Source organism: Pseudomonas sp. Root401 (assembly GCF_001425105.1).
Taxonomy (GTDB): domain Bacteria; phylum Pseudomonadota; class Gammaproteobacteria; order Pseudomonadales; family Pseudomonadaceae; genus Aquipseudomonas; species Aquipseudomonas brassicacearum.
The window spans coordinates 110,135-130,143 of sequence record NZ_LMDO01000005.1; the positions used below are offsets into that span (position 1 = coordinate 110,135).

Below are 20,009 nucleotides of genomic sequence, written 5' to 3' on the forward strand. Positions count from 1 at the left end.
CATCGGGTTATCGGCAGGAGATGGCGTTCCGTTAAGGGGAAGGTGTGGGAGAAACCGAGCGCAGACGACTGGCTGAACACCCGTGGCGAGGGAGCTTGCTCCCGCTGGGCCGCGCAGCGGACCTGTTTGTTTGGCGGCTGCTGCGCACCCGAGCGGGAGCAAGCTCCCTCGCCACGATCAGCAGATAACTTCACCCTCGCCATTCACACCCTCAAATAGCATCCCTGTGAACCCCGCTCGCTCCAGCCGAAGCTTCACCTCCTCGCTAACGATCAATGCAATGCAGTCCTGGCTTTTTCGCTCAGGACCGGCACAGAGGCATAACCAGCCAAGGAGAAATCCAGACTCACACCTTCCTCACGTACCTCAAGGGCGTAGGTACACGGCTCCATGTATTAGAAGGGGGATCTATAAAGAGCCAGTTGTTACAGTGTTCCACCGCATGTCATTGCTTAACTGAAAAAAGGGTCGCGCCTGCGTCTAAAGCCCGAAGAAACGCTCGTAGGCCGCCTCAACTCGAATAGCAAGCTGATCAGGAACGATGACCAGGTTTTCTAGCGCAGCCGTCTCTGCGGACAACAACGGACTCGACACCACTGGAGCAGTCAAACCCAGTTGCTGTCGGACCTGGAAAATCGCGTGGATCTCTAAAGGCAACAGATCGAAAGGCGCATGCTTGAACTCAGGATCCCAGGCCCCACCGTTGTCTTCAGCGTTGGATAAGTGATATCGACAAAGCGCTTCCAGCGCATCAGCTAGCCCTTGCTCATTTGTCCATTCGTCTATCACGTTTTGATAAATCCCCAGATCCATCGACTTGATCTCCGGAAGCGCAGCACCTTGCGAATAGACTGAATAAAGCCAGAGCATGAAAGGTTCAAATCGACGCCGTTCAAGATAGCTCGAATCGACGGCGCCTTTGACGGACAGCATTCCGGCAAGCACATCGGCCACGAATGCAGCCAGATCACGACGATCAATCGCTATCAACCCGGCCAGCAAGCACCCAGCAATACTCAACTGGTTAGTCAGATTGGGGACGGTTTGGATGCCTTGAAGAAAACTCGTTTTGGAGAAAGCCTTGGCCTTGAGCATCAGCGCCCAATAACGGTACATCATCGAGCGCGAGACCTGTTCCCAGCCAGTAGCCTCTCCGTCACTGATCGCGACTTCGCCCCGAATACCGTAATAAGTCGCCAGCATCCCCAGCGAGTCAGCCACATTGTCCAATCCGTTTAATGAGTCGCTGGCAAGGTCCTCATCGATATAGTCAAGCTCTTGAGCCGTCAGGCCTTCCGACTGCGACAGCCAGCGCCGGTGCTGATGGAGCCGGACGTTGATTTCATCCATTTCGACATGCTCCTTTTACGCCAATACAACGACCTTCCGCTTACCGTCCTCACTCATGAACGCATCTGTCGAAGGATCGTTAAATGAACATCTAAATCGCACTTAACCAAATGTTCCAACGAAGCCGTCCCTCCAACAAACAATGCCGGCTCAAAGCCGTAGACCTCACGCTCATCAAGCGCACCCAACTTCTCTAGCGCTCGATCAAATAAAAACTCACCTTGAGCGTCCTCCAGATCATAACGTTCCTTATCAGACATAGCGAAAAATGTCTGAATGGCCAGATCCGGATCTTTATTAGGTACTTTCAGCTTATTCATCAACGCGACGATAGACCCTGTCGGACATGAAACAACAATTTTCTGATTGTATTTCTCGCCCCAAGCATACAGCGCTCCAAAGGCACTCCGGGCAATAACGTGGTAATTATCTATCTGCGAAAACTCAGTACCGGCTAACCACATATCGAGCAGGTGTTTGTAATCGTCTGGATCCACTGTCCAAAAAAGTCCATTGGCATACCCACACCAACCCTCTTTCTGCCAATAGGTGAGCAACGCGTCCGGCAGTAGCCCCCAATATTTCGCAACCTGGGAGTCAAGCACTGGTCGATGTGATGTAGCCTCACCCATTACACCAATGAAGCACTCAAAATCTTCGTCTCGCACCGTGTGCCCCCTCGTAGTTCAACACCAAGTTTTATTTACTGACCCGGCTACCTTGTTCCTGGGTAGCCACTAAGAACCCACTCTCAGTGAGAGCGCACCTTCCTCCAGCCCGCCAGAATCTAAAATAGGGTTCTAAATCAATATCGAACTTAAACAATGACCGCCCAATATACCAAGCAAGGTAATAGTCTGCAGCCAATCCATAAAGCGCCTCAAACAATGCATAAACCTGCTCAATCTCAGAAACCCTACTTCCCCTGATTGCATCGCCGACCTCATCAAACAACCAGTAATGAGGAATATCTTGCTGAAGCACACCCTCCATATATTGCGCATCAACAAAAAATATTTGAGCGTTATGGCAAAGCTCGAAAATCTCCAAATTGCCAAGCACACCACATGCCCTTTCTTGCTCCTTCAACCACTCCCCACCCAACCGAATCAGCTGGCTTTTCTCCACCCTACATTTGGGCAAGAGATAAAGAGAGCTTTCCATCTCTCCAGCGGCCAGAACGCGCCCAGCTCTATCGACCAATTCTTCCGAAAAAGGAAAGTAGCTAAATATACGCTTAAGCTCCTCCGCGCTACTGTGTACCTTCAACAAACCTAGAAAATGAGCCTTATCAAAAAATGCCTTGCCTTCACAGTAGGCACACCATTCCGACAATAAAGAGTTCATGCCTAATTTTTTCCATCCTTTGACAGAGACAGCAATAAGTCTGCGCAGCCATAGCTTTCACGCTTCATCCCAAAAGTCCCCTGGCGGTGCATATTCACTATTTTTCAAGATCGCACACCAACCAAAACTCCTATAAAACATCTCAAGATCAATTATTTCATAAACTCCATTCCCAGCGCCTTTCAGGGTAATCAAACCAGAAGCATGATGTGTGTACTGACCGCCCGCCCCAGCGACAGCTCTCAACTCCAACTCTTTCCGATCCCACTCCAACACCACTCCAGACGATTCAGGAATAGTTTCCGCAAAAAAAACCTCAAACTCTTTGGCTATCTTGCATACACAAGGAATCCGCTCCTGTCGGAGCAGCTCATCCGTAATCAAATTTTGGGGGAAATCAATTTTCAACATCATTACAAAACCCTCCATAAAAAGAAGACAGCTTTATTTAAACACCGAATAGTTAAACACCCCCTTTCCCCATCAAGACTCTGGCAAAACCAAGAGTACGGATTTAAAAATATAAATTCTATCATCAACAGCTGATGATGCCTCATATATTGCTTCGGCTGCTGTCATAAGCGAATCCTCTCCGCCGGCTAACGACAGTGCCGATACAACACGCGCCTGGCTAAACAACCGAAGGACTTCTGCATCTAAGTTCTGCCCCTCATTCTGGCTGTCTTGCAAGTCAAAATACTGCTCATCTAACTGCGCAGCCAAATCATCTAGCCCAGAAACCTGCTCGGCCGTGAGCTTACTACCAAGACATAGTTGTTTAAGGGACTCGGCAACAATAGCCCCGTCTACTGGGCAGGCCTGAAAAGCAAGCTCACAGGCTACCTTTACCGCACTTCGTCGCTGTTTTTCACTGGCTACTTTCAGCTTTTCTACAAGGCCTTTCTCCACCTCCTCTAAACGCATGATCATTGCTTAACCCTGGACAATGGCTTAATGATGCCGGTACATTGCCCCCGGCTGCCCCAAATAATCTCTCTACTTTTCTTCAATATCTGCCCGCTAGACCAACCCCAAGATCGGCTTGATCTGTTCATTCATTTCCACAAAGGTTTCATAGGACATGCCCGGGTCATCATTGAGAACCAAATAAACCCCATCCATCAGCCGAACCGCCATACGACACTTGCCTTGCAGTCGTGCAATGACTTCATCAGGGCCATAGCCTAGAGCACGCTGACAAAGGGCTGCATCCCAGAACTGGGCAGGAAATAGCGTATAAATATTGTTGTGCCCATCAACATCTATAGTTTTATCCTCACGCAACCGATTGTAAGCCAAGTTATCATCATTCAACCCTCCTTGATAATACAGACCATACAAATCATAGGACACATGAGCCTTATACCCCTTAAACGCCTCAATCACTTTTGGCAAACACTCATTCACAACAAGCTTATAATCAACAGCCTTGTTTGATATTTTAAATCCAAAACGCAAGTGCTCGTCATAGGAGGCCATATCCTCATATAGGTATCGATCACCACGATACGCATAGTCCCCCACAAACCGAAGCCCTCTGAGGGGAAGTTTAACTGTATAGGTAGCAATCAACCCGTCGCCGCAACTCGGGGCGGCCGGAAGCTCAAGACCTGCGAACCCTAAAGGAGCACCAATCCGAGACATCCTATCCATCACTTCAGCATGCCGCTGTTTTATAGATAAAGTTCTGTCAGGACATGCATAAAACCATAGCTCTATATCTGCTGCATTCATGGGGTTCTGATTATTTACTTTCTTTAGCTATCATGAGTGCTCGCTCAATCATATCGAAAGTAATGTAAGGCACAAATCCGAGCCTGTCGCCCTTCTCAAAACTCTTTTTATATTCTTCTAAGCGCCCAATATCACCTGCTATTGCTAGAGCCGCCAAATGTCGGATAGGCATTGCACCTTTAGCTTCAGTTGGCAGTTTCCTATAAACCGTCAACCCCTCGTCAATATTCTGAGAGCGAGCCCAAGATATAGCCTTCTCAGACAGCCTAATAACATCATCACTAGAAAAACTAGACAGTTTCTCCGGAGCTTCATTTCTAACTATAATCGGAGCATTATCACCGCCATCACCCAATATGATAGAAACAGCCTCCGAAAACTCTTTGGACGAAATGGAGGACATAAGCGAAACCCGAAAATGGTCCGAGCGCTTACCCACAGATGGGATAATCTGAAGTTGGGCTCCTCCGACATCAGTGACACAAAAATAATCACCAACTTCATCCTTGCTACAAACCCAGCCCTGCTCACTCAAGACTGAAACAATATCTTTTTCTTCCATTACTTTTCCCGAGAAAAACCCATAATCTTAAAGGAATGCCGTTAGGATACCCTTGATCCTTTAACGCCTCCTGGGAGAAAAGGGGCAGATAAACTTAAGAGCCGAGCAATTAAATAAACCACTCCCTTTTTTTGCGGTTCTTCCCTATCAATAAAAACCTAACACTCTAAGATCACCTACAAGCTCTGCAGCTTCATCAGGAGGCAGCTCCTCCAAAACAGAAGAAAGATCAATCTTCCTTAGCAATTCAGAGATAGCATCCTGATGATATTTCTGAACTTTCTCCGAGGATCGGCCTGCCGAAAGAATAAGAGACAGGACCTTCAGCATTAATTTTTCAATAGGCAAATCAAAGGAGTTTTCAAGCTCACTATAGGCATAGCCTACTTCACTTTCACCTTCAATCCATGGGTATTGGTGGCTGAGCTTGACTCTGCAATAGTTATAATAACTACCCAGAAACCAAGCCCGAATCTCACCATAAATTACTCTCTCTTCCATTACGGCGTTTTCCTCGGTGGGCGCAGCATAACACCCTGATTATCCAGAATATTAACGGTGATACTGGGGTACTTCGCCTTGAACTGCTCAGCTACATTTAGACAGCTTGTACCAGCCGCTTTCTCCGTAAAAATATTCACGGCCCCTCTGACGGAGGTATTCCCCCCAACTGGTCAGCGATATTATCTAGAATTTTGTATTCCGTCTCTGTCCCCCGGCAAACCAAATCTCCTGCCTTATTGAAAAGAAAAGCTAACACCGATAAAACAACACCGGCGCAAGGCCGGTATTGTGGATCAGCAATGATCAAGAAAACTCTATTTTGCAATCTGACAAAGGGATTGAGCGGCCATCGGAAATAACCAATTGATCACCTTTGATTTGGGCGAGTAATAGACCAAGGCCAATTGCGCCTGCCTCAATATCTTTTCTCCAACCGTCAAGATCACCATGATAGGAAATCGCATGAAAAATAGGTCCCTCGGGCGGTGTGACTCTGCACCCGCGATCATTTACCCCTCCACGAACAGCATTCGGAGGCTCAGAAAAGCAGGTAATGTTATTAAATTGTTTCCGTAGTTTGTTTTTTCCATCGTCCGAAAAATAAACAACTTGCTGCCCGTCCACAACCGTAACACCAGGTACATTTCGAGCGTTCGACTGCTCAATTTTCCCACCCAGAACTTTTTCTAACGTTTCCCGATCACTACTCATCTCACACCTCACTTTGTTGCCGGGGTAATTACAAATTTAAAGTTTGTGACGCCGGCACCGGTAAATACCTTCGAATAATAACTAGCTAGCTCTCGGCTGTTCGTATGATAAATAACACCGCCATCGAAAGCAGATGAGTATTTCTTCGCCTGATCTACCATTTTCGTCTGTTCAGCTACTGACCACGGCTTCGAGCCAGCCAGGCTTTCTGGGTTCCGAATAGAACTAGCCCAGTCATCGACAAATTTTGCTTCAATAGCTGTGGGTTTCCCGCCGATCACTGCCACTTCATCAGCGACACCGTTGACACGTTGCCCATCGACAATTGCCGTGTATTTACGTTCAGCAAATGCAGTATCCCCATACATCCCACGCACACCACTTTCGTAACTCTGTGCCTTATCGATGGCCCGGCTACCACTCACAGCAACCGGATTGGTTGTTTCCAGCGTGGTACCTGCCCCTTTGGCACCGACATTGTACTCCCCCGCATTCTCGACAACCTTCCCATTAACCGTCGTCGTGCCAGGGCCATACCCCCCCTCAAGCTTCTTGCTATACGCCCCCTCCACGCTGCTCCACTGCATCGGCTTACCAGCAGCGGCTTCAGCTTTGGCAATGTTGGCCATATCGGCCATTTTTTCAAGCTCTTTGGCACCCACCTTGATCCCGGTTTTCGCCAGCGCCACGCCGCCCTTGGCCGCCGTGCCCACGCCCGTGGCGATGGTGCCGACTTGCCAGACCAGTTCGCCAATATCCTCGCCCAGTTGCACGGCACGTTCGTCGCCGCCGTGTTCCAGGGCGTCTTCGATACGTGCGATTTTGGCTTTGGCGTCATCGACCATGGCGTTGCCTAATCTCTGGCGTGCCTCGGGATCCTCGATCAAGGCTTTGATGCCTTTGATCCCTTCAACCGGATTAAGGAGGAATTGCGCCAGCCCTTCGACGTCGCTCCAACCCGCCTGCGCCAAGCCCTTGCCGATACCGAATCGGGTCAGTACTTCTTGTTTTTGGTAAATGTACCCCCACTTGGCAACCACCTTAGCTTTGCCCACCAGGTCAGCCTCGCTGTACTCCTTCTCCGCCTGGACCAGTTGCTGAGTCGCCAGCCAGTTGTTGTCCACCGCAGCGCCCGCCGCGCTGGTGGCGGTGGCCGGGTCGAGCGAGGAACTGGTGGCGGCCAGCCCGGTGACGATGCTGACAATCAGGTTGCGCTTGGCCTCGCGCTGGGCTTCGCTTTCATCGGGGCTGGCTTCGGAGAACAGACCGGTGAGCAGGCTCGACGCCGCCGCGCCCGCAGCACCGCTGCCACAGCTCTGGCTGCTGGCGGCGGCACCGGCGCAGGCGACGATGCCGTGCAGGGCGGCGTGCAGCGGCGAGCCTTCGGTGAGTTTGCCGTCCGCCACCAGGTCGCCGATGTAGCCGGCACCTTGCTGCTGCACGTAATTGACCACCAGCCCTTGAACGAACGCACTGTTGCCGCCGCTGATGTTGCCGCTGGCCGCGCCCACCAGGGCGGTGGTGATCTGCCGGTAGGTACCGCCCGCGCCCCACTTGTCGGCGATGCCGCTGGCTTCGGCGTTCAGGCGCTGAGCGCTGCCGAGCAGGGCCAAGCGTTCGCTGTCGGTGAGTTTGGCGTTGGGGTCCAGGGCCGCGTTCTGGGCCGCCTCGGCCTGTTTGCGCTTGAGGTCGACTTCCTTGGCCTTGTTGGCGAGCAAGGTGCTGGCTTCGTTGGCGAACGCCCCGACGATCTCGAAACCGGCACGGATTTCGTCTTCATCGAAGATCGGCTTGAGGGTGTTGGTGGTGTCGCGATCGCTGGAGACATCGCGGTTGAGGCTGGCGATAGTTTGCTCGCCGTTCTTGCCGGTGCGCTTCTGTTGCTCGGCGTCGTTGCTGATGACGATGGTGCCGCCACTGATGCCACTGCGGGTGACGCTGCTGGCATCGTCGCTGGCACTGATGGCGATCGGCATCGTGGCGCTGAGGTCGTTGTCGTTCTTCGGCAGGTCGGTGCCAGGGGTTTGCGTGCCGCCGCTGGTGGCGTTGCCCTGCTGGTCCTTGCCGACTTCGCGATAGCCGCCGCCGACGCTGACGGTGCTGGCGTCGTACTCGGCCTTGTTCTTGATGTCGCGACTGGTGAGGCTGGCGGTGACCAGACGATTTTTACCGTCCTGCACGGCCTTGTCGCTGCTGGCGATGACAGCGCCGACCAGATCGGTGTTGCCGCCCACGCGAATGTCGAACCCGTCGTCCCCGGCCTTGATGCCCGATTGCTCGGTCACGCTGGCGTAGTTGGAATCGATATCGGTGGCACCGAAGCTGCCGCTGGCACCGCTGACCGAACTCATGCCTAAGCAGAACGGCGGAATGCACAGGCTGATGCCAACGCCCAGGCTCTTCTCATCGACCACGTAGGTGTTGGTGTCTTGCAGGCTTTCGATGTTCAGGTCGCCGCCGATATCGGCCAACACCTGTTTGCCGCTCGCCACCGCGCCTTTGAGGTTGGTGTCACCGCCCGAGGACAGCAACAACTGGTTGCCCGCCTGGACATGGGTATTGGTGTGGGTGAGGCCATCGCCATCCGCCTGGCCACGGCTGCCGGAGGCACCCAGGTCCAGGGTGAAGCCGTTGCGTGCACCGAGGGAAAAACCGATGCCGATGCTCGCGCTGCTGCCTTTGCTGTCGGTTTCCTGCTTGTCGATATTGCGCGCGGCGAGCAGGTTGATATCGCCGTCCGCCAGCAGGCTGGCGTTGCGGCCGGCCTTGATATCGCTGCCTTGCACATTGATGTCGCTCGCGGCGCCAGCTCCCGTGGCGCGCAGGCGAACGTCGTTGCCGGCGGTCATGGTCGAGCCGGCCGCGCTGTCGCTGGTGTAGGTGGTGGTGCTTTCGTTCTTCTTGGTGCCCAGCGACAGGCTGATGTTGATCCCGCCCACCGCGCCCGGGTCCATCGCCACGGCAGTGGCGGCATTGTTGGCCGCCAGCACGGCAGTGGCGGCAGCCAGGGCCTTCATGCGCCCGTCGTCGGTTTTCTCCGACGCCCGTTTCATTTGCTGGGACGTCTGGATCGCACTGATTACCGGGTTGGTCACGGTGAGGGTGAACCCGGTCTGCTTGAACAGGGTTTCCCGCTCGCGCTCGCGGGTGTTGCGCGCCTCGACGACATCGATGGTCTGCGCCGTGACATCGATGTTGCCTTGTGGCGCCGACACCTGGCTGCCCACCTGACGGTAGCCCTTGCCGGCTTCGATCAGCACATCGCCAGCGGTCGAGCCGACGGTGCTGGCCACGGCCGTGTGCTCGGTGGTGAGGTCCTTGACGCTCTGTTGCTGGCTGCCCAGGGTGACGGCAATGCCACCGCCGCTGAACAGGCCGCTTTTCTTCACGAACTTGTCATGGCGTTCGCTGCTGCTGGCGGTGTCGGCTTCGATGTTGACGTTGTTGTCCGCCACCAGCACCGTCTGGGTCGTGGACACCACGTTGCTGCCCTTGAGGTTGATGTCGCGACCGGCCTGCACATAGGTCTGCTCGCCGCTCAGGGTGGAGCCTTCGACCGAGGTCTGGCTGATGGTGTCGCGGGTGGTGGTGGTCTTGCTGGAGAACATCCCGTTGCTGCCCTTGACCTTGTGGGCTTCATCGGCGAACTGGTAGTTCTGGCCGGCGGTCAGGTTGACGTCGCGCCTGGCCTCGGCAAACACCGCGCCTTGCTCGCTGGTGACATGGGCGGCGCGGGCGTTGAGGTCCTGGCCGGCGCTCAAGCGCACGTCGCCCTGCCCTTGGACCTGTGAGCCGACTTCGGTCTGGCTGGCGTCCTTGCGCCAGTTGCTGCTGTTCCAGGTCAGCGCTTGCTCGTGGGCTTCGCCGACCGTGGCCAGGTTGATGTTCTTGCCCGCCTCCAGCAACGTACTGCCGCCCTTGCCGGCATTGACCACCTGAGCCCCGGTGAGGTTGAGGTCGTTGCCGGCGCTCACGCCCATCGTGCCCTGGGCACCGCTGACGAACAGCCCGGCCACCCGCGACAGGTTGGTGCGGGTGCCTTGGGCGCTGCTGCTGCCCCGGCTGCTGGAGATGACGTTGATGTCCTGCCCGGCCTTGACCGACAGGCTGTCCACGGCGCCGATCAGGCCGCCGAGGTTGTTGAGGTTTTCCCGCGCGGCGAGCGATACCTTGTCGGCCTGGATGCGCCCACCGAGGTTCTCGATGTTCTGCGCGGTGATCGCCATGACACTGCGCCCGGCCAGGCTGCCACTGTTGACCAGGTCGCCGGCGATGTTCAGGTTCAACTGCTGCCCGGCAATCAAGGCACCGGAGCCGTTGAGGTCGCCTTCCTGGACCCGTACGTACACCTGCGGCACCAGCACGTTGCGGGTGTCACCGTTGGCGAGGGTGACTTGCTTCTGCACCAGCCAGACGATGTCACTGGTCAACTGGGCCATCTGCTCGGAGGTCAGGGCCACGCCGGGCACCAGTTGCCATTGGCTGGCGACGGTCACGGCGTTGTCGATCAGGGCACGATATTGCGCTTCGTCATTGGCGTAGCCGTCGAGGAAACGTCGGCCGGTGAGTTGCGCGATCTGTTCACGAATCAATTTCTGTTCGTAGAAGCCGTCGCCCAGACGTTGTTGCGTCAGGGCTGGGTCGACTTGCAAGCGCTGCAACATGTAGTCCGACGACAGCCAGGTGCGATAGCTGGCAAAACGCGGGTCGGTTTCGATCAGGTAGCTGCTGGTGTTCTGCGGATTGGTGCTGAACAGGCTGTTGTTCGGCAAGGCCAGGGATGGCCCGCCACTGCGAATCTGCTCGGCCACGCCCTTGTTGTTGAGGGTGGTCTGGGCCGCGACCTGAACGATAGGCGCCACTTGATAGGTTCTGCCGACCGGGGCGCTGACCGTGCCCGTGGCGGCTACCTGCTCGCTGACGCCCTGTGTGGCGCGGGCGCTGATCTGGGTGCCGGTACCATTGCCGGCGGCGTTCTGGGCGAACACGGTCGGCTGCAGGGTGATGTCCTGGATCAAGGGGGCAGGCCTGTAGGCCGTGACGGCCGTTCCCTGCCGGTCCCGGCCCTTACGCTGGATGCGATAGAAATTGCTGACGGTGCCGCTGTCGGTGGTGGTGCGCTGGCCGGTCAGTTCAGTGTTGGTCAGGCTGGTAATGTTGGCCTGCAACAACCCACCGGCAATGATGCGGCTCTTGTCGTTGAGCACATCCCCTGCGTTGATCTGCATCGTCCCACCAGACAGGATCTGCGCCGGTGCCGAGGTGGCGATCTGGGTCTCCTGCACCACGCGGGTGTAGTCGTAGCGGTTCCAGTTGTCTTTGCGACCCTCTGGGGTGGTCAGGTGAAGGACCTCGTCGTTGTTCACGGAGATCTGGTCGCCCTGGTAGCGGTTCGGCGAACCGCTGAGCTGGAATTCCTGCAAGGCGGTGCGGCTGACTTCCACTTGCTGGGTGCTGAAATGTTCGTTGGTGTTGCGCACGCTTTGCACATCGAGCGACAGGTTGCCGAGGGCTTCGATGGTCGCACTGGCGTTGGTCAGCAGTTGGGCCCGGTCCTGGGCCTTGTCAGTCGCGCTCAGCGCACCACCGATGGCAAGGTCCCCGGCACTGAAGATCATTGCCTGTTCGCGGTTATCCAGGGTGCCGGTGCCGATGTCCAGCGACTCGCGGGCGGCGATGGTCGCGGCGACACTGTTCTCATCGCGGTTGCTCAGCGCCGAGGTGGCGATCGCCAGTCGATCACCGTACAGACGTCCGGTGCCCAGGTTGTTGAGCGACAGCGCTTGCACACGCACTTGCTGGCCGTCGATCAGGCCACGGTTGGTCAGGCTGTCGTTTATGCTCAGGCGCACCTGGCCGGCGCTGATCTCGCCGCTGGCGGTGTTGTCCAGCGTCTGCGAGCGCACCAGCAGGAGATTGCCTGCCAACAGTTTTCCGCTGTTGTTGAAAGCGCCCTCGGTGCTCAGGTCGAGCTTGTTATTGGCCTGGATCTGTCCACTCAGGTCCAGGCCACTTTGCAGGCTGAACGTCAGGTCGCCCAGGCTCAGGGCGCGACCGGAGCCTGCGTAATAGGCCGCGTTAAGGGACAACAGGCTGCCAGCGAGCAAGGTCCCGTCGAGGTTGTGCACCGACTGACGACGTTGCACTGGATCGCGATCAGTGATGGTCAGGCCGGCCCCCGCGGAAATCAGGCCGCCCTGGTTATCCAGCGTTTGGCTGACGCCGATGGACAATCCTTGGTCGGCGCGCACGGCGCCGGCCTGGTTGCCGAAGGTGTCGAGCGCCAGGCTCATGGCACGCCCTTCAAGGCCCTGGTTGGCACCTTGGGTGGCGCTGTTGTCGAGCACGCCGGCAATCACGCCCAGCGTTCCCGCGCTGCGCACCAGTCCGCCCTGGTTGTTGAGCGTATCCCCCAGCACCAACTGGACATCGCCGAGGCCTTGCAATTGACCGCCGCGGTTATCCACCCGGGCACCTTCGACCCGTACGGTTTTCTCGCCAATGATCTGGCCGCCGCTGCCGTTGGTAAGGTCGGTGGCCTTGAGGACCAGCGCGCCTTTGGCGCCGAGGAAGCCGCCACTGTTGTTGAAATGGGCGCTGTGGATTTCCACCGCACCCTGGCCGCTGATGCCTTGGGTGGTGCCAGCCTGAAGGTTGTTCAGCGCCTGGCTGTCGGTGTCGATGAACAGCTTGCCCTTGGCCTGGATCAGGCCCGCCGCGTTGCGCAGTTCACCGCTGCGCAGGTCGAGGGTCGCACCGGCATTCAGCGTGCCCTGGCTGTTGTCCATCAGCAGGCCGTGGCTGTCCAGGTCCAGGGCCTGGCCACTGATCACCCCGCCCTGGTTATTCAGGCCCTGGGCCGACAGATCGATATCGCCCAGCGCTTCAAGACGCCCGCCGCTGTTGTTCAATGCATCGGCCGAGACACTGACCAGCAAGCCGGACTTCACCGAGCCCAGCACGCCGTTGGTGTTGTTCAACTGCCCGGCGATGATTTCCATGCGCTGGGTGGCGGCGAGCGTGCCGCCGATATTGTTCAAGCGGTCGAACGTCGCGTACAGCTCACCGCCGGCACTCACGGTGCCTTGGGTGTTATCCAGCGCCTCGCCGCTGACCTTTGTCGTCCCGCTGGCGGCCAGCGTCCCGCCGTCGTTATTGACCTCTTTGTCGGCCGTGACGGTCAACGCACCGTTATCGGTGGCGAGGACTTTGCCGTCCTGGTTGTTCAACGTTCCGACCTTCACGTTCACCGCGCCGGGACTGCTGACTTGCCCGGCCTGATTGTCGAAGCGTTCACGGGCGGTGACCTGCAAGGGCTGCGCGCCGGTCTGGAGAATGCGTCCGCGCTGGTTGGACAGGGTCGTGGTGTCGAGCGTGATCTGTTGGCCTTGGGTCAGGCCATCATCGACCACCACCTCGCGGGCCTTGACGCTCAATGTGCCATTGCTCGCCAGGGTACCTTTGCTGCCAGCCAACTGGGTGGCCTGGATGTCCAAGGTACCTTTGCCGGCGTGCTCGACCTTGCCCTTGCTGTTGTCGAGGCGATTGGCGCCAAGCTTCAGGTTGTTGCCGTTGGAGGCAATACGGCCACCGCTGTTGTCGAGCGTGGCAGTGGCTTTGATCGACGCGTCGGCGGTGCCGGTCTGCACCAGCTCACCGCCGACATTGACAACATCCCGCGCGCCCAATTGCAGGTTGCCAGCGGTGACCTTGGCTCCATTGGTGCGCAGGGTCTTGGCCGCTTTGGCAGCCAGCACCTGGGTCGCATCGACTTGACTGCCACTGAGGTTGGCATCGCCGCCGCTGGCCGTCAGGGTGACGTTCTGGCCCAGGGTCTGGCTGCTGCTCAGGTCCAGGTCAGCGGCTTCGACGCTGACATCGCCGCCGGCAAGGTTCTGGCCTTGCGCCTTGACCGTGGCGGCCTGTAACGCGAGGTTACCGCTGCTGCCCAACTTGCCGTCCGCCCCGACGCCCGCCGCCAGGCTCGAGGCCGTGGTGCTGCGAATGTTCTTGGCGGTCAGTGTCGTGTGGTTCTGGCTGGCAACGGTGCCGCTGTTGTCGATGTCACCGGTACTGTCGAGGCCCAGGTCGCCCTTGGCGTAGAGCGTGCCGCTGTTTTCAACACTGGCGGCATTGATTCGGGTCGCTGTAGCGCTGCTGATCGCACCCTGGTTTTGCAGTTTGCCGTCGGCGCTGATCACGACCTCGCCAGCCATGGCGCCGATCTGCCCGGCGTTGCGCACACCCACGCCGGATTCGGTGCCCACCAGCATGATCTTCCCGGCATACATGCCGCCGAGCTTGGCAACGTCGATGGCAACGGTGGGTTTGTCTCCCTCGGTGCCTGGCAGCGGCGTGGCCTGGGTGTTGTCGGCATTGACCTGATTACGTCCGGCGGTGACCTTCAAGTCGTTGGCCCACACCCCGGCGTTGACCTGCACCGAGCGGGCAATCAGGTCCGTGTAGTCGGTCTCGCGGGCGTCCAGGCCTTTGCCTTCGATATTGATGGTGCCGCCCTGCACGGTGTAGCCGGTGATGCGACCGTTCTCCAACTGCGCCCGGCCGGTGCTGAGGGTGGCCCGGTCGGCGTTGATGAAGCCGCAACCGTTGCAGGTGATGCCGGACGGGTTGGCGATCACCACTTCGGCGCGCTGGCCGGCGACTTCGACGTAACCGCGCAGTTGACTGGGATTGCTGGCGTTGACTTCGTTGAGGATGACCCGCGCGCTGCCATTGCCCAACATCGGGTTGCCTTCGATCCAACCGCCCAGTTTCGTCTGGCTATTGCCCGTGCCGTTGTTGAGGATCACCCCCCGGCTATCGACGTCGAACTGGTTGTAAGTGTTGCGCGAGACACCGCCGGCACTGGGGGCCTGGATATTGACCTGCGGCGTGCCGTTGGCGCTTTGTATCACCATGGGTTGCTGGCCGGCCGGAGCGCCAGGATCGGCGACGATGGTTCCAGCCCAGGCCGGCGCCACGCTCAAGGACACCAGGCCAATCGCGGTCATCAAGGCAAAGCGCAACGCCCCGAGTGTCGCCGTGCAAGCCGCTGCGCTCGTCGTCGGCCCGGAGCGGGTCCCCGGCGCCTTGACCTGGCTGGTGACGTTCTCGGCCACGACCATCAGCAGTCCGCGGGCCTTGTTGAAAACGATTCGGTACAGATGCTTGTTCATAGCAATTCCATTTGCGGAGCCAGCCCGCACGACCAGTGGTTGGAGTTACGCTTCGATTGCCAGTGGGTGGGCGGCGAACCAGGCCTGGGCCTGTTCGGGAATGACCCCGATCCCTTGGAATGTCTTGACCCGCAGGCCGCGCTCATCGCCTCGGTGATAGAGGGCACGGGCGCAGCGATCGATGAAAAGGTGACGTTGCAACAAGCGGCTCAATACCGCCGTGTGGCCAAAGGGCGCGACCCAGTCGTTGAGCCAGAGGCGCTCGCCGCTGTTCCAGTCGTCTTGGGTCAGCGCCAGCGGCGACTGGCGCAGGTAGCGTTGCTCTGCCGCCTCGTCGAGGTTGAGCCAGGACAGGTAGAACACCGGCTTGCCGTGCTCGGAGCCGAGCACGAACTGGCGATGCTTGAGGGCCGGCAGCAGCAGCGTCGGCAAGGTGTGCAACGGCGCATCGCGATGGGCCTCGGAATGCATCCACAACCAAGTGGCAGAGCCGAACACCGCGGCTTCGCTCCAGGGTTCATCGATCAGGCCGGGGGCGATAATGTCTAGCGTCTCGAACTGCATGGGATCACCTCAGAATGACCAGATGACGGTGAAGGCGCTGGTCACGTTGGCCGTCTCGAAACCATCGGGTTTCTTCAACGGCGTGCCCACCGACCAGTCATAGGACAGGCCCTTGTAACCACCGCGAATGCCCACCACGGCCCCCGCCAGGCGCTGACCGATCAGGAACTCACTGGATTGGCCGCTGACTTCGCCATAGTCGATACCGGTGTAGAGCTCCTGGCCGGTCTGACCCAAGGACAGGCCGACCTCGTTGCGCAGGGTCCAGCCACGGTCGGCGGAAAGAATGTTTTCACCGTCGAAGCCCCGCACGCTGTAGCGCCCGCCAATCGAGAAACGATCCTGGGGGACCAGCGGCGTCCGGTTCCATTGCGCACGCCAGCCGCCGATGTAGCGCAGGCGCTGATCGCCAAGCTGAAATGGCACCTGCAGTTGGGCGTCGGCGGTGATGATTTGCGAGCGCGACGTGCCGGCATCAAAATCTTCCTCGGGTGCCCTGAGCGAGTCGTGGGCACCGGTACCGCGACGATAGGCGACACCCAGGTCAAGAATCGAAGCACCAATGAACTCTCGATGATCCAACCCCAACTGCCAGCCGGCCATGCGGCGTTTCTGGTTGCCGACTTCGGTGTCGTCGATGAAGTTCTCCGACGAGCGCGTCCAGAGGCTGCCCCAGGCGGTGGTCTTGCGAACAGCGTCGCGGTACAGCAGGCGTGACAGGCGCAACTCGTTGTTACGACTCTCGCCCCGGTACTGATAGGTCTGGTTGGTGCCGGCGACGGACTGTTCGTAGTTGTATTCGCTGCTGGTGAACCCCACCTGCCAGTAGCCGAACGGCAGCGAATAATGCAGCGTGCGGCCATCGGAGCCGCGGTGCCCGGACTCGCCCCCGCCCAAGTCATGGTTGACGCTGGCGTAGAGCAAATCGTTGAGCGAGAGCAGGTTGTCCAATGACAGCGACACGTTGCCCTGGTATTTACCGGTGGTCTTGCTGCCCGAATTGTCCACCGACAGGCTCACACGGGCGGGGAACCGTTGGCTCCAGGCGATCACCACGTCGCTCTCACCGGGTTTGGCGTCGGCGGCACGGGCCGGTGCGATCTTGATATCGGCTTCGGCGGTCGGCACACGCTTGAAGTTTTCCAGCGCCTGTTCGATGTCGCGCAAGTTGAGCAGGTCGCCAGGATTGGCCGGCATCGCGTTCCAGGCATTGGCGCGAGAGCTGGTGCCCTCCTCGAAACGAATCTCGCGAATGCGCCCCGGCACCAGGGTCAAGACCAGCACTCCGCTGTTCAGGTCCTGGGCTTCGGCGAGCACGCGAGTGGTGACGTAGCCGGCCTCGATGATCGCGTTCTGCATGCGCTTCATCGTCAGATTGATCCCGCCACCGCCGAGGCAACGACCGATGGCAGGGTCATCCTTGGGGTTGGCGGCGCGCAACGCCCACTGGAATTTCTCCGACGCCTCGCCAATCAGACGGATGTCATTGATGGCAAAGCAGGGACTTTCCTTGGCGGGCAAGCGATCGACACCCTCAGCCACCGGGGCCGCCTGCAGGCGCACATCCGGCCGGGATTCCAACTGTTCCCTCAACACCCGTTCGCGCTCTTGCTGGCGCAACAGTTCTTCTTCAGGCCCAGCCGCCTGCGCAGCGCTCCACGCCCCCGTCATCCACGCCGCCATCAACAGCAGCGCGAGACACTTGGCGTTTTGTGCAGATGAAGGGGATCCGTCAACACAACGGCGAGCGTTGCTCGGTTTACGCGTTCGGCAGGGTGCGGCTGGGTGCATGTCACATCCTTGTGGCCTGAATCAAAGACACGGTGAGTCACGCCCGCCGGACGCGGCATTGGCGCTGACATAGATAAAAGAGGTACGAATTCCATCGAAAACGAAGGAAAAGTCCTACAACGTACCGAGACGGTCAGATAGCCGAGGGGGAAGAAAGTTTCGCATTACCGAAATATCCTCGATACAAATGGCTAGAAATGGGAAATCGGTCACAGCATTGAGCGGTGAAATGGCCGTGCAAGGCCTGAACGGCGCGCTCAGGCCGGAGTTGATCGTTCGGGAGAGGGGGATGAAAGCAGGAAAAGTCAGCGGAAATTTCGCTAACCCATTGTTTATAATGGTGTCCCAGGGCAGGTTCGAACTGCCAACCTTCCCCTTAGGAGGGGGATGCTCTATCCAATTGAGCTACTGAGACACGAGTCGACCACGAGAGACGCGGTGCGCAGGACGGCGTGCATGTTAACGACCTGCCCTGCGTTTGTCATGTCGCCCATGGCTTTTTAAGTGTAGGCAAATAGTACTCCCTGTACGGCTGGCAGATCCTGGACGCCGAGCTTGGGCCGCCATTCATCTGTCCTGGCTCGCTTATCCTAGTAAATCGGCCATTTGCCACTATCCTGTACAAGACAGGGACGACACAGGTTTTTGTCCATTTCCGTTATCCGCCAGACGGTATGGCACATAGACACAATCCGACGGTCACAGATGCGAACCTGTTGTTTTTTACCAACCAGTCCGCATTTTTTGATGAAGGGTACTGGCAGAACGCCTTTACCCGGATCAGAATTTGTCACAGAATTGGCGCCAATGATCTGGCAATTTTGAGGCATGATGCGGGCCTCTTAACAATTCAGGTTGAACATTTGGCAATGGAGCTTGTCCTATCGACATCCTGCGGCCAATCCCGAGAACCGCTCCCCTGAACTAACCGGTTAAATATATGCGCCCATTGAAACAGGCAATTTATTCCAGCCGTACGGCTGACAAGTTCGTCGTACGTCTGCCAGACGGAATGCGGGAACGCATTGCCGAAGTGGCTCGCAATCATCACCGCAGCATGAACTCTGAAATCATCGCGCGTCTTGAGCAAAGCCTTATTCAGGAAGGCGCGTTGGGTGAAGAGTTGAGCATGCGCCTGGACAGCCCAGAGCTGTCATTGCATGAGCGCGAACTGCTTCAACGTTTCCGACAACTCTCCCATCGCCAGCAGAACGCCCTCGTTTCGCTGATTGCCCATGACGCAGAAATGGCCGCCGACGCGACCTGATAGCCCCCAAAATACTCAAGCCAGCCTCGTGCTGGCTTTTTTTTTGCCTGGCGTTTGGCCCAAGCCTGCATTTCAGGCACTCATCAGCGAACCAACACCACTGCTGCCCCATGGCAGTAATGCTAAATTGATCCGCTAAAAAGCATGGGCATGGAGGCCTGCATGACAGGTCACGCATTCAAGATTCAAAGGATCCCAGGGCTGGGCGTGGAAATGGTCGAGGCCGATTCAGATCGAACGTTCGTCCGGCATATGCATGAACATTTTGGCATTGGCTTGCTTGTGCGCGGGGCGCAACGTTCAGCCAGCGGCCGAGGCCAGGTAGAAGCGACGGCTGGCGACCTTATATCGGTCAATCCGGCCGAAGTGCATGACGGCGCGCCCATCGGAAACGGGACACGTCGTTGGCAGATGCTGTATTTCGACCCGCCGCTGATTGCGCAGGCATTCAAGGATATGGCGAACGATGGGGGCATCTGTGCCCAGGAATTCGCTTATCCGGTATTGCGAAGGCCGCGCGCGGCCGAATTGTTTCGCACTCTGTACCAAGCCGTCGCTCAAGCCGAGGAGTTTGGCGATCGGCTGAAGATCGAAGAAACGCTCGCGCTTTTGCTCGAACATTTGCTGGATCGCTCCATGCCGGCATCGTCTTTGCCGGAGGTCGCGGCAAACCGTGCGAAAGCCCTGATCGACGACGATCCGCAGTCGTCCATGTCGCTTGCCCTGCTCGCCAGGGAGGCCGATTTAAGCCGCTTTCAACTGGTACGCGCCTTCACCCGCCTGACGGGTTTGACACCCCACGCCTATCTGCTGCAACGACGTATCCACCGGGCACGACAACTGATCGCTGCTGGCATGCCGCTGGCCGATGCGTCCCTGGCCAGCGGTTTCGCCGATCAGAGCCATATGACCCGATGCTTCGTGCGCAACTTTGGATTCTCACCCGGCATGTACGCCCGGCAAGGCCACCCGTAGCGACCTGCAATTTCGTTCAAGACGCCCC

The 20,009-nt window shown here is 57.7% G+C and carries 15 protein-coding genes and 1 tRNA gene; 2 read left to right on the forward strand and 14 right to left on the reverse strand.

The genetic code is table 11. The features are described 5' to 3' along the window. Window positions 1-480 precede the first annotated feature (480 nt). The 14 genes from ASC85_RS06015 to ASC85_RS06075 all read right to left on the reverse strand — a co-directional run bounded on the left by ASC85_RS06015 (window position 481) and on the right by ASC85_RS06075 (window position 18,154). A complete protein-coding gene (locus ASC85_RS06015; RefSeq protein ID WP_057448630.1) occupies window positions 481-1,350 on the reverse strand; it encodes a hypothetical protein in 870 nt (289 codons plus the stop codon). Between the two features lie 53 nt (window positions 1,351-1,403). Next, window positions 1,404-2,018 (reverse strand): GAD-like domain-containing protein, encoded by a 615-nt coding sequence (locus ASC85_RS06020; protein WP_057448631.1) that lies wholly within the window; start codon window positions 2,016-2,018, stop codon window positions 1,404-1,406. Between the two features lie 31 nt (window positions 2,019-2,049). Continuing rightward, complete coding sequence (locus tag ASC85_RS06025) at window positions 2,050-2,697, reverse strand: hypothetical protein (RefSeq protein WP_057448632.1); 648 nt, start codon at window positions 2,695-2,697, stop codon at window positions 2,050-2,052. 57 nt (window positions 2,698-2,754) lie between these two features. Next, a complete protein-coding gene (locus ASC85_RS06030; RefSeq protein ID WP_057448633.1) occupies window positions 2,755-3,111 on the reverse strand; it encodes a hypothetical protein in 357 nt (118 codons plus the stop codon). A 69-nt stretch (window positions 3,112-3,180) separates the two neighbouring features. Next, window positions 3,181-3,627 (reverse strand): hypothetical protein, encoded by a 447-nt coding sequence (locus ASC85_RS06035; RefSeq protein ID WP_057448634.1) that lies wholly within the window; start codon window positions 3,625-3,627, stop codon window positions 3,181-3,183. A 90-nt stretch (window positions 3,628-3,717) separates the two neighbouring features. Further along, on the reverse strand, window positions 3,718-4,431 hold the full coding sequence (locus ASC85_RS06040) for a hypothetical protein (RefSeq protein WP_156395616.1): 714 nt from the start codon (window positions 4,429-4,431) through the stop codon (window positions 3,718-3,720). 10 nt (window positions 4,432-4,441) lie between these two features. Next, a complete protein-coding gene (locus ASC85_RS06045) occupies window positions 4,442-4,993 on the reverse strand; it encodes a DUF6990 domain-containing protein (RefSeq protein WP_057448636.1) in 552 nt (183 codons plus the stop codon). A gap of 147 nt (window positions 4,994-5,140) precedes the next feature. Then, complete coding sequence (gene imm2, locus ASC85_RS06050; protein WP_057448637.1) at window positions 5,141-5,494, reverse strand: Imm2 family immunity protein; 354 nt, start codon at window positions 5,492-5,494, stop codon at window positions 5,141-5,143. Continuing rightward, window positions 5,494-5,634, reverse strand: a complete 141-nt coding sequence (locus ASC85_RS33745; protein WP_177343160.1) for a hypothetical protein — start codon at window positions 5,632-5,634, stop codon at window positions 5,494-5,496. The genes imm2 and ASC85_RS33745 overlap by 1 nt, the downstream gene beginning before the upstream one ends. A gap of 166 nt (window positions 5,635-5,800) precedes the next feature. Beyond that, entirely contained in the window at window positions 5,801-6,208 is a 408-nt protein-coding gene (locus ASC85_RS30870) for a hypothetical protein (protein ID WP_080570004.1), read from the reverse strand. 8 nt (window positions 6,209-6,216) lie between these two features. After that, on the reverse strand, window positions 6,217-15,384 hold the full coding sequence (locus tag ASC85_RS06060; RefSeq protein ID WP_057448638.1) for a two-partner secretion domain-containing protein: 9,168 nt from the start codon (window positions 15,382-15,384) through the stop codon (window positions 6,217-6,219). Window positions 15,385-15,429: 45 nt separating this feature from the next. Next, on the reverse strand, window positions 15,430-15,948 hold the full coding sequence (locus tag ASC85_RS06065) for a toxin-activating lysine-acyltransferase (RefSeq protein ID WP_057448639.1): 519 nt from the start codon (window positions 15,946-15,948) through the stop codon (window positions 15,430-15,432). A gap of 9 nt (window positions 15,949-15,957) precedes the next feature. Beyond that, window positions 15,958-17,619, reverse strand: a complete 1,662-nt coding sequence (locus tag ASC85_RS06070) for a ShlB/FhaC/HecB family hemolysin secretion/activation protein (protein ID WP_057448640.1) — start codon at window positions 17,617-17,619, stop codon at window positions 15,958-15,960. 458 nt (window positions 17,620-18,077) lie between these two features. Continuing rightward, window positions 18,078-18,154: transfer RNA gene (locus ASC85_RS06075), tRNA-Arg, on the reverse strand. A 525-nt stretch (window positions 18,155-18,679) separates the two neighbouring features. Between ASC85_RS06075 and ASC85_RS06080 the strand changes: the two genes are divergently transcribed. Both ASC85_RS06080 and ASC85_RS06085 read left to right on the forward strand, forming a co-directional pair. Continuing rightward, window positions 18,680-19,006 (forward strand): Arc family DNA-binding protein, encoded by a 327-nt coding sequence (locus ASC85_RS06080; protein ID WP_003204761.1) that lies wholly within the window; start codon window positions 18,680-18,682, stop codon window positions 19,004-19,006. 162 nt (window positions 19,007-19,168) lie between these two features. Continuing rightward, window positions 19,169-19,981, forward strand: a complete 813-nt coding sequence (locus ASC85_RS06085; RefSeq protein ID WP_082534324.1) for an AraC family transcriptional regulator — start codon at window positions 19,169-19,171, stop codon at window positions 19,979-19,981. Window positions 19,982-20,009 lie beyond the last annotated feature (28 nt).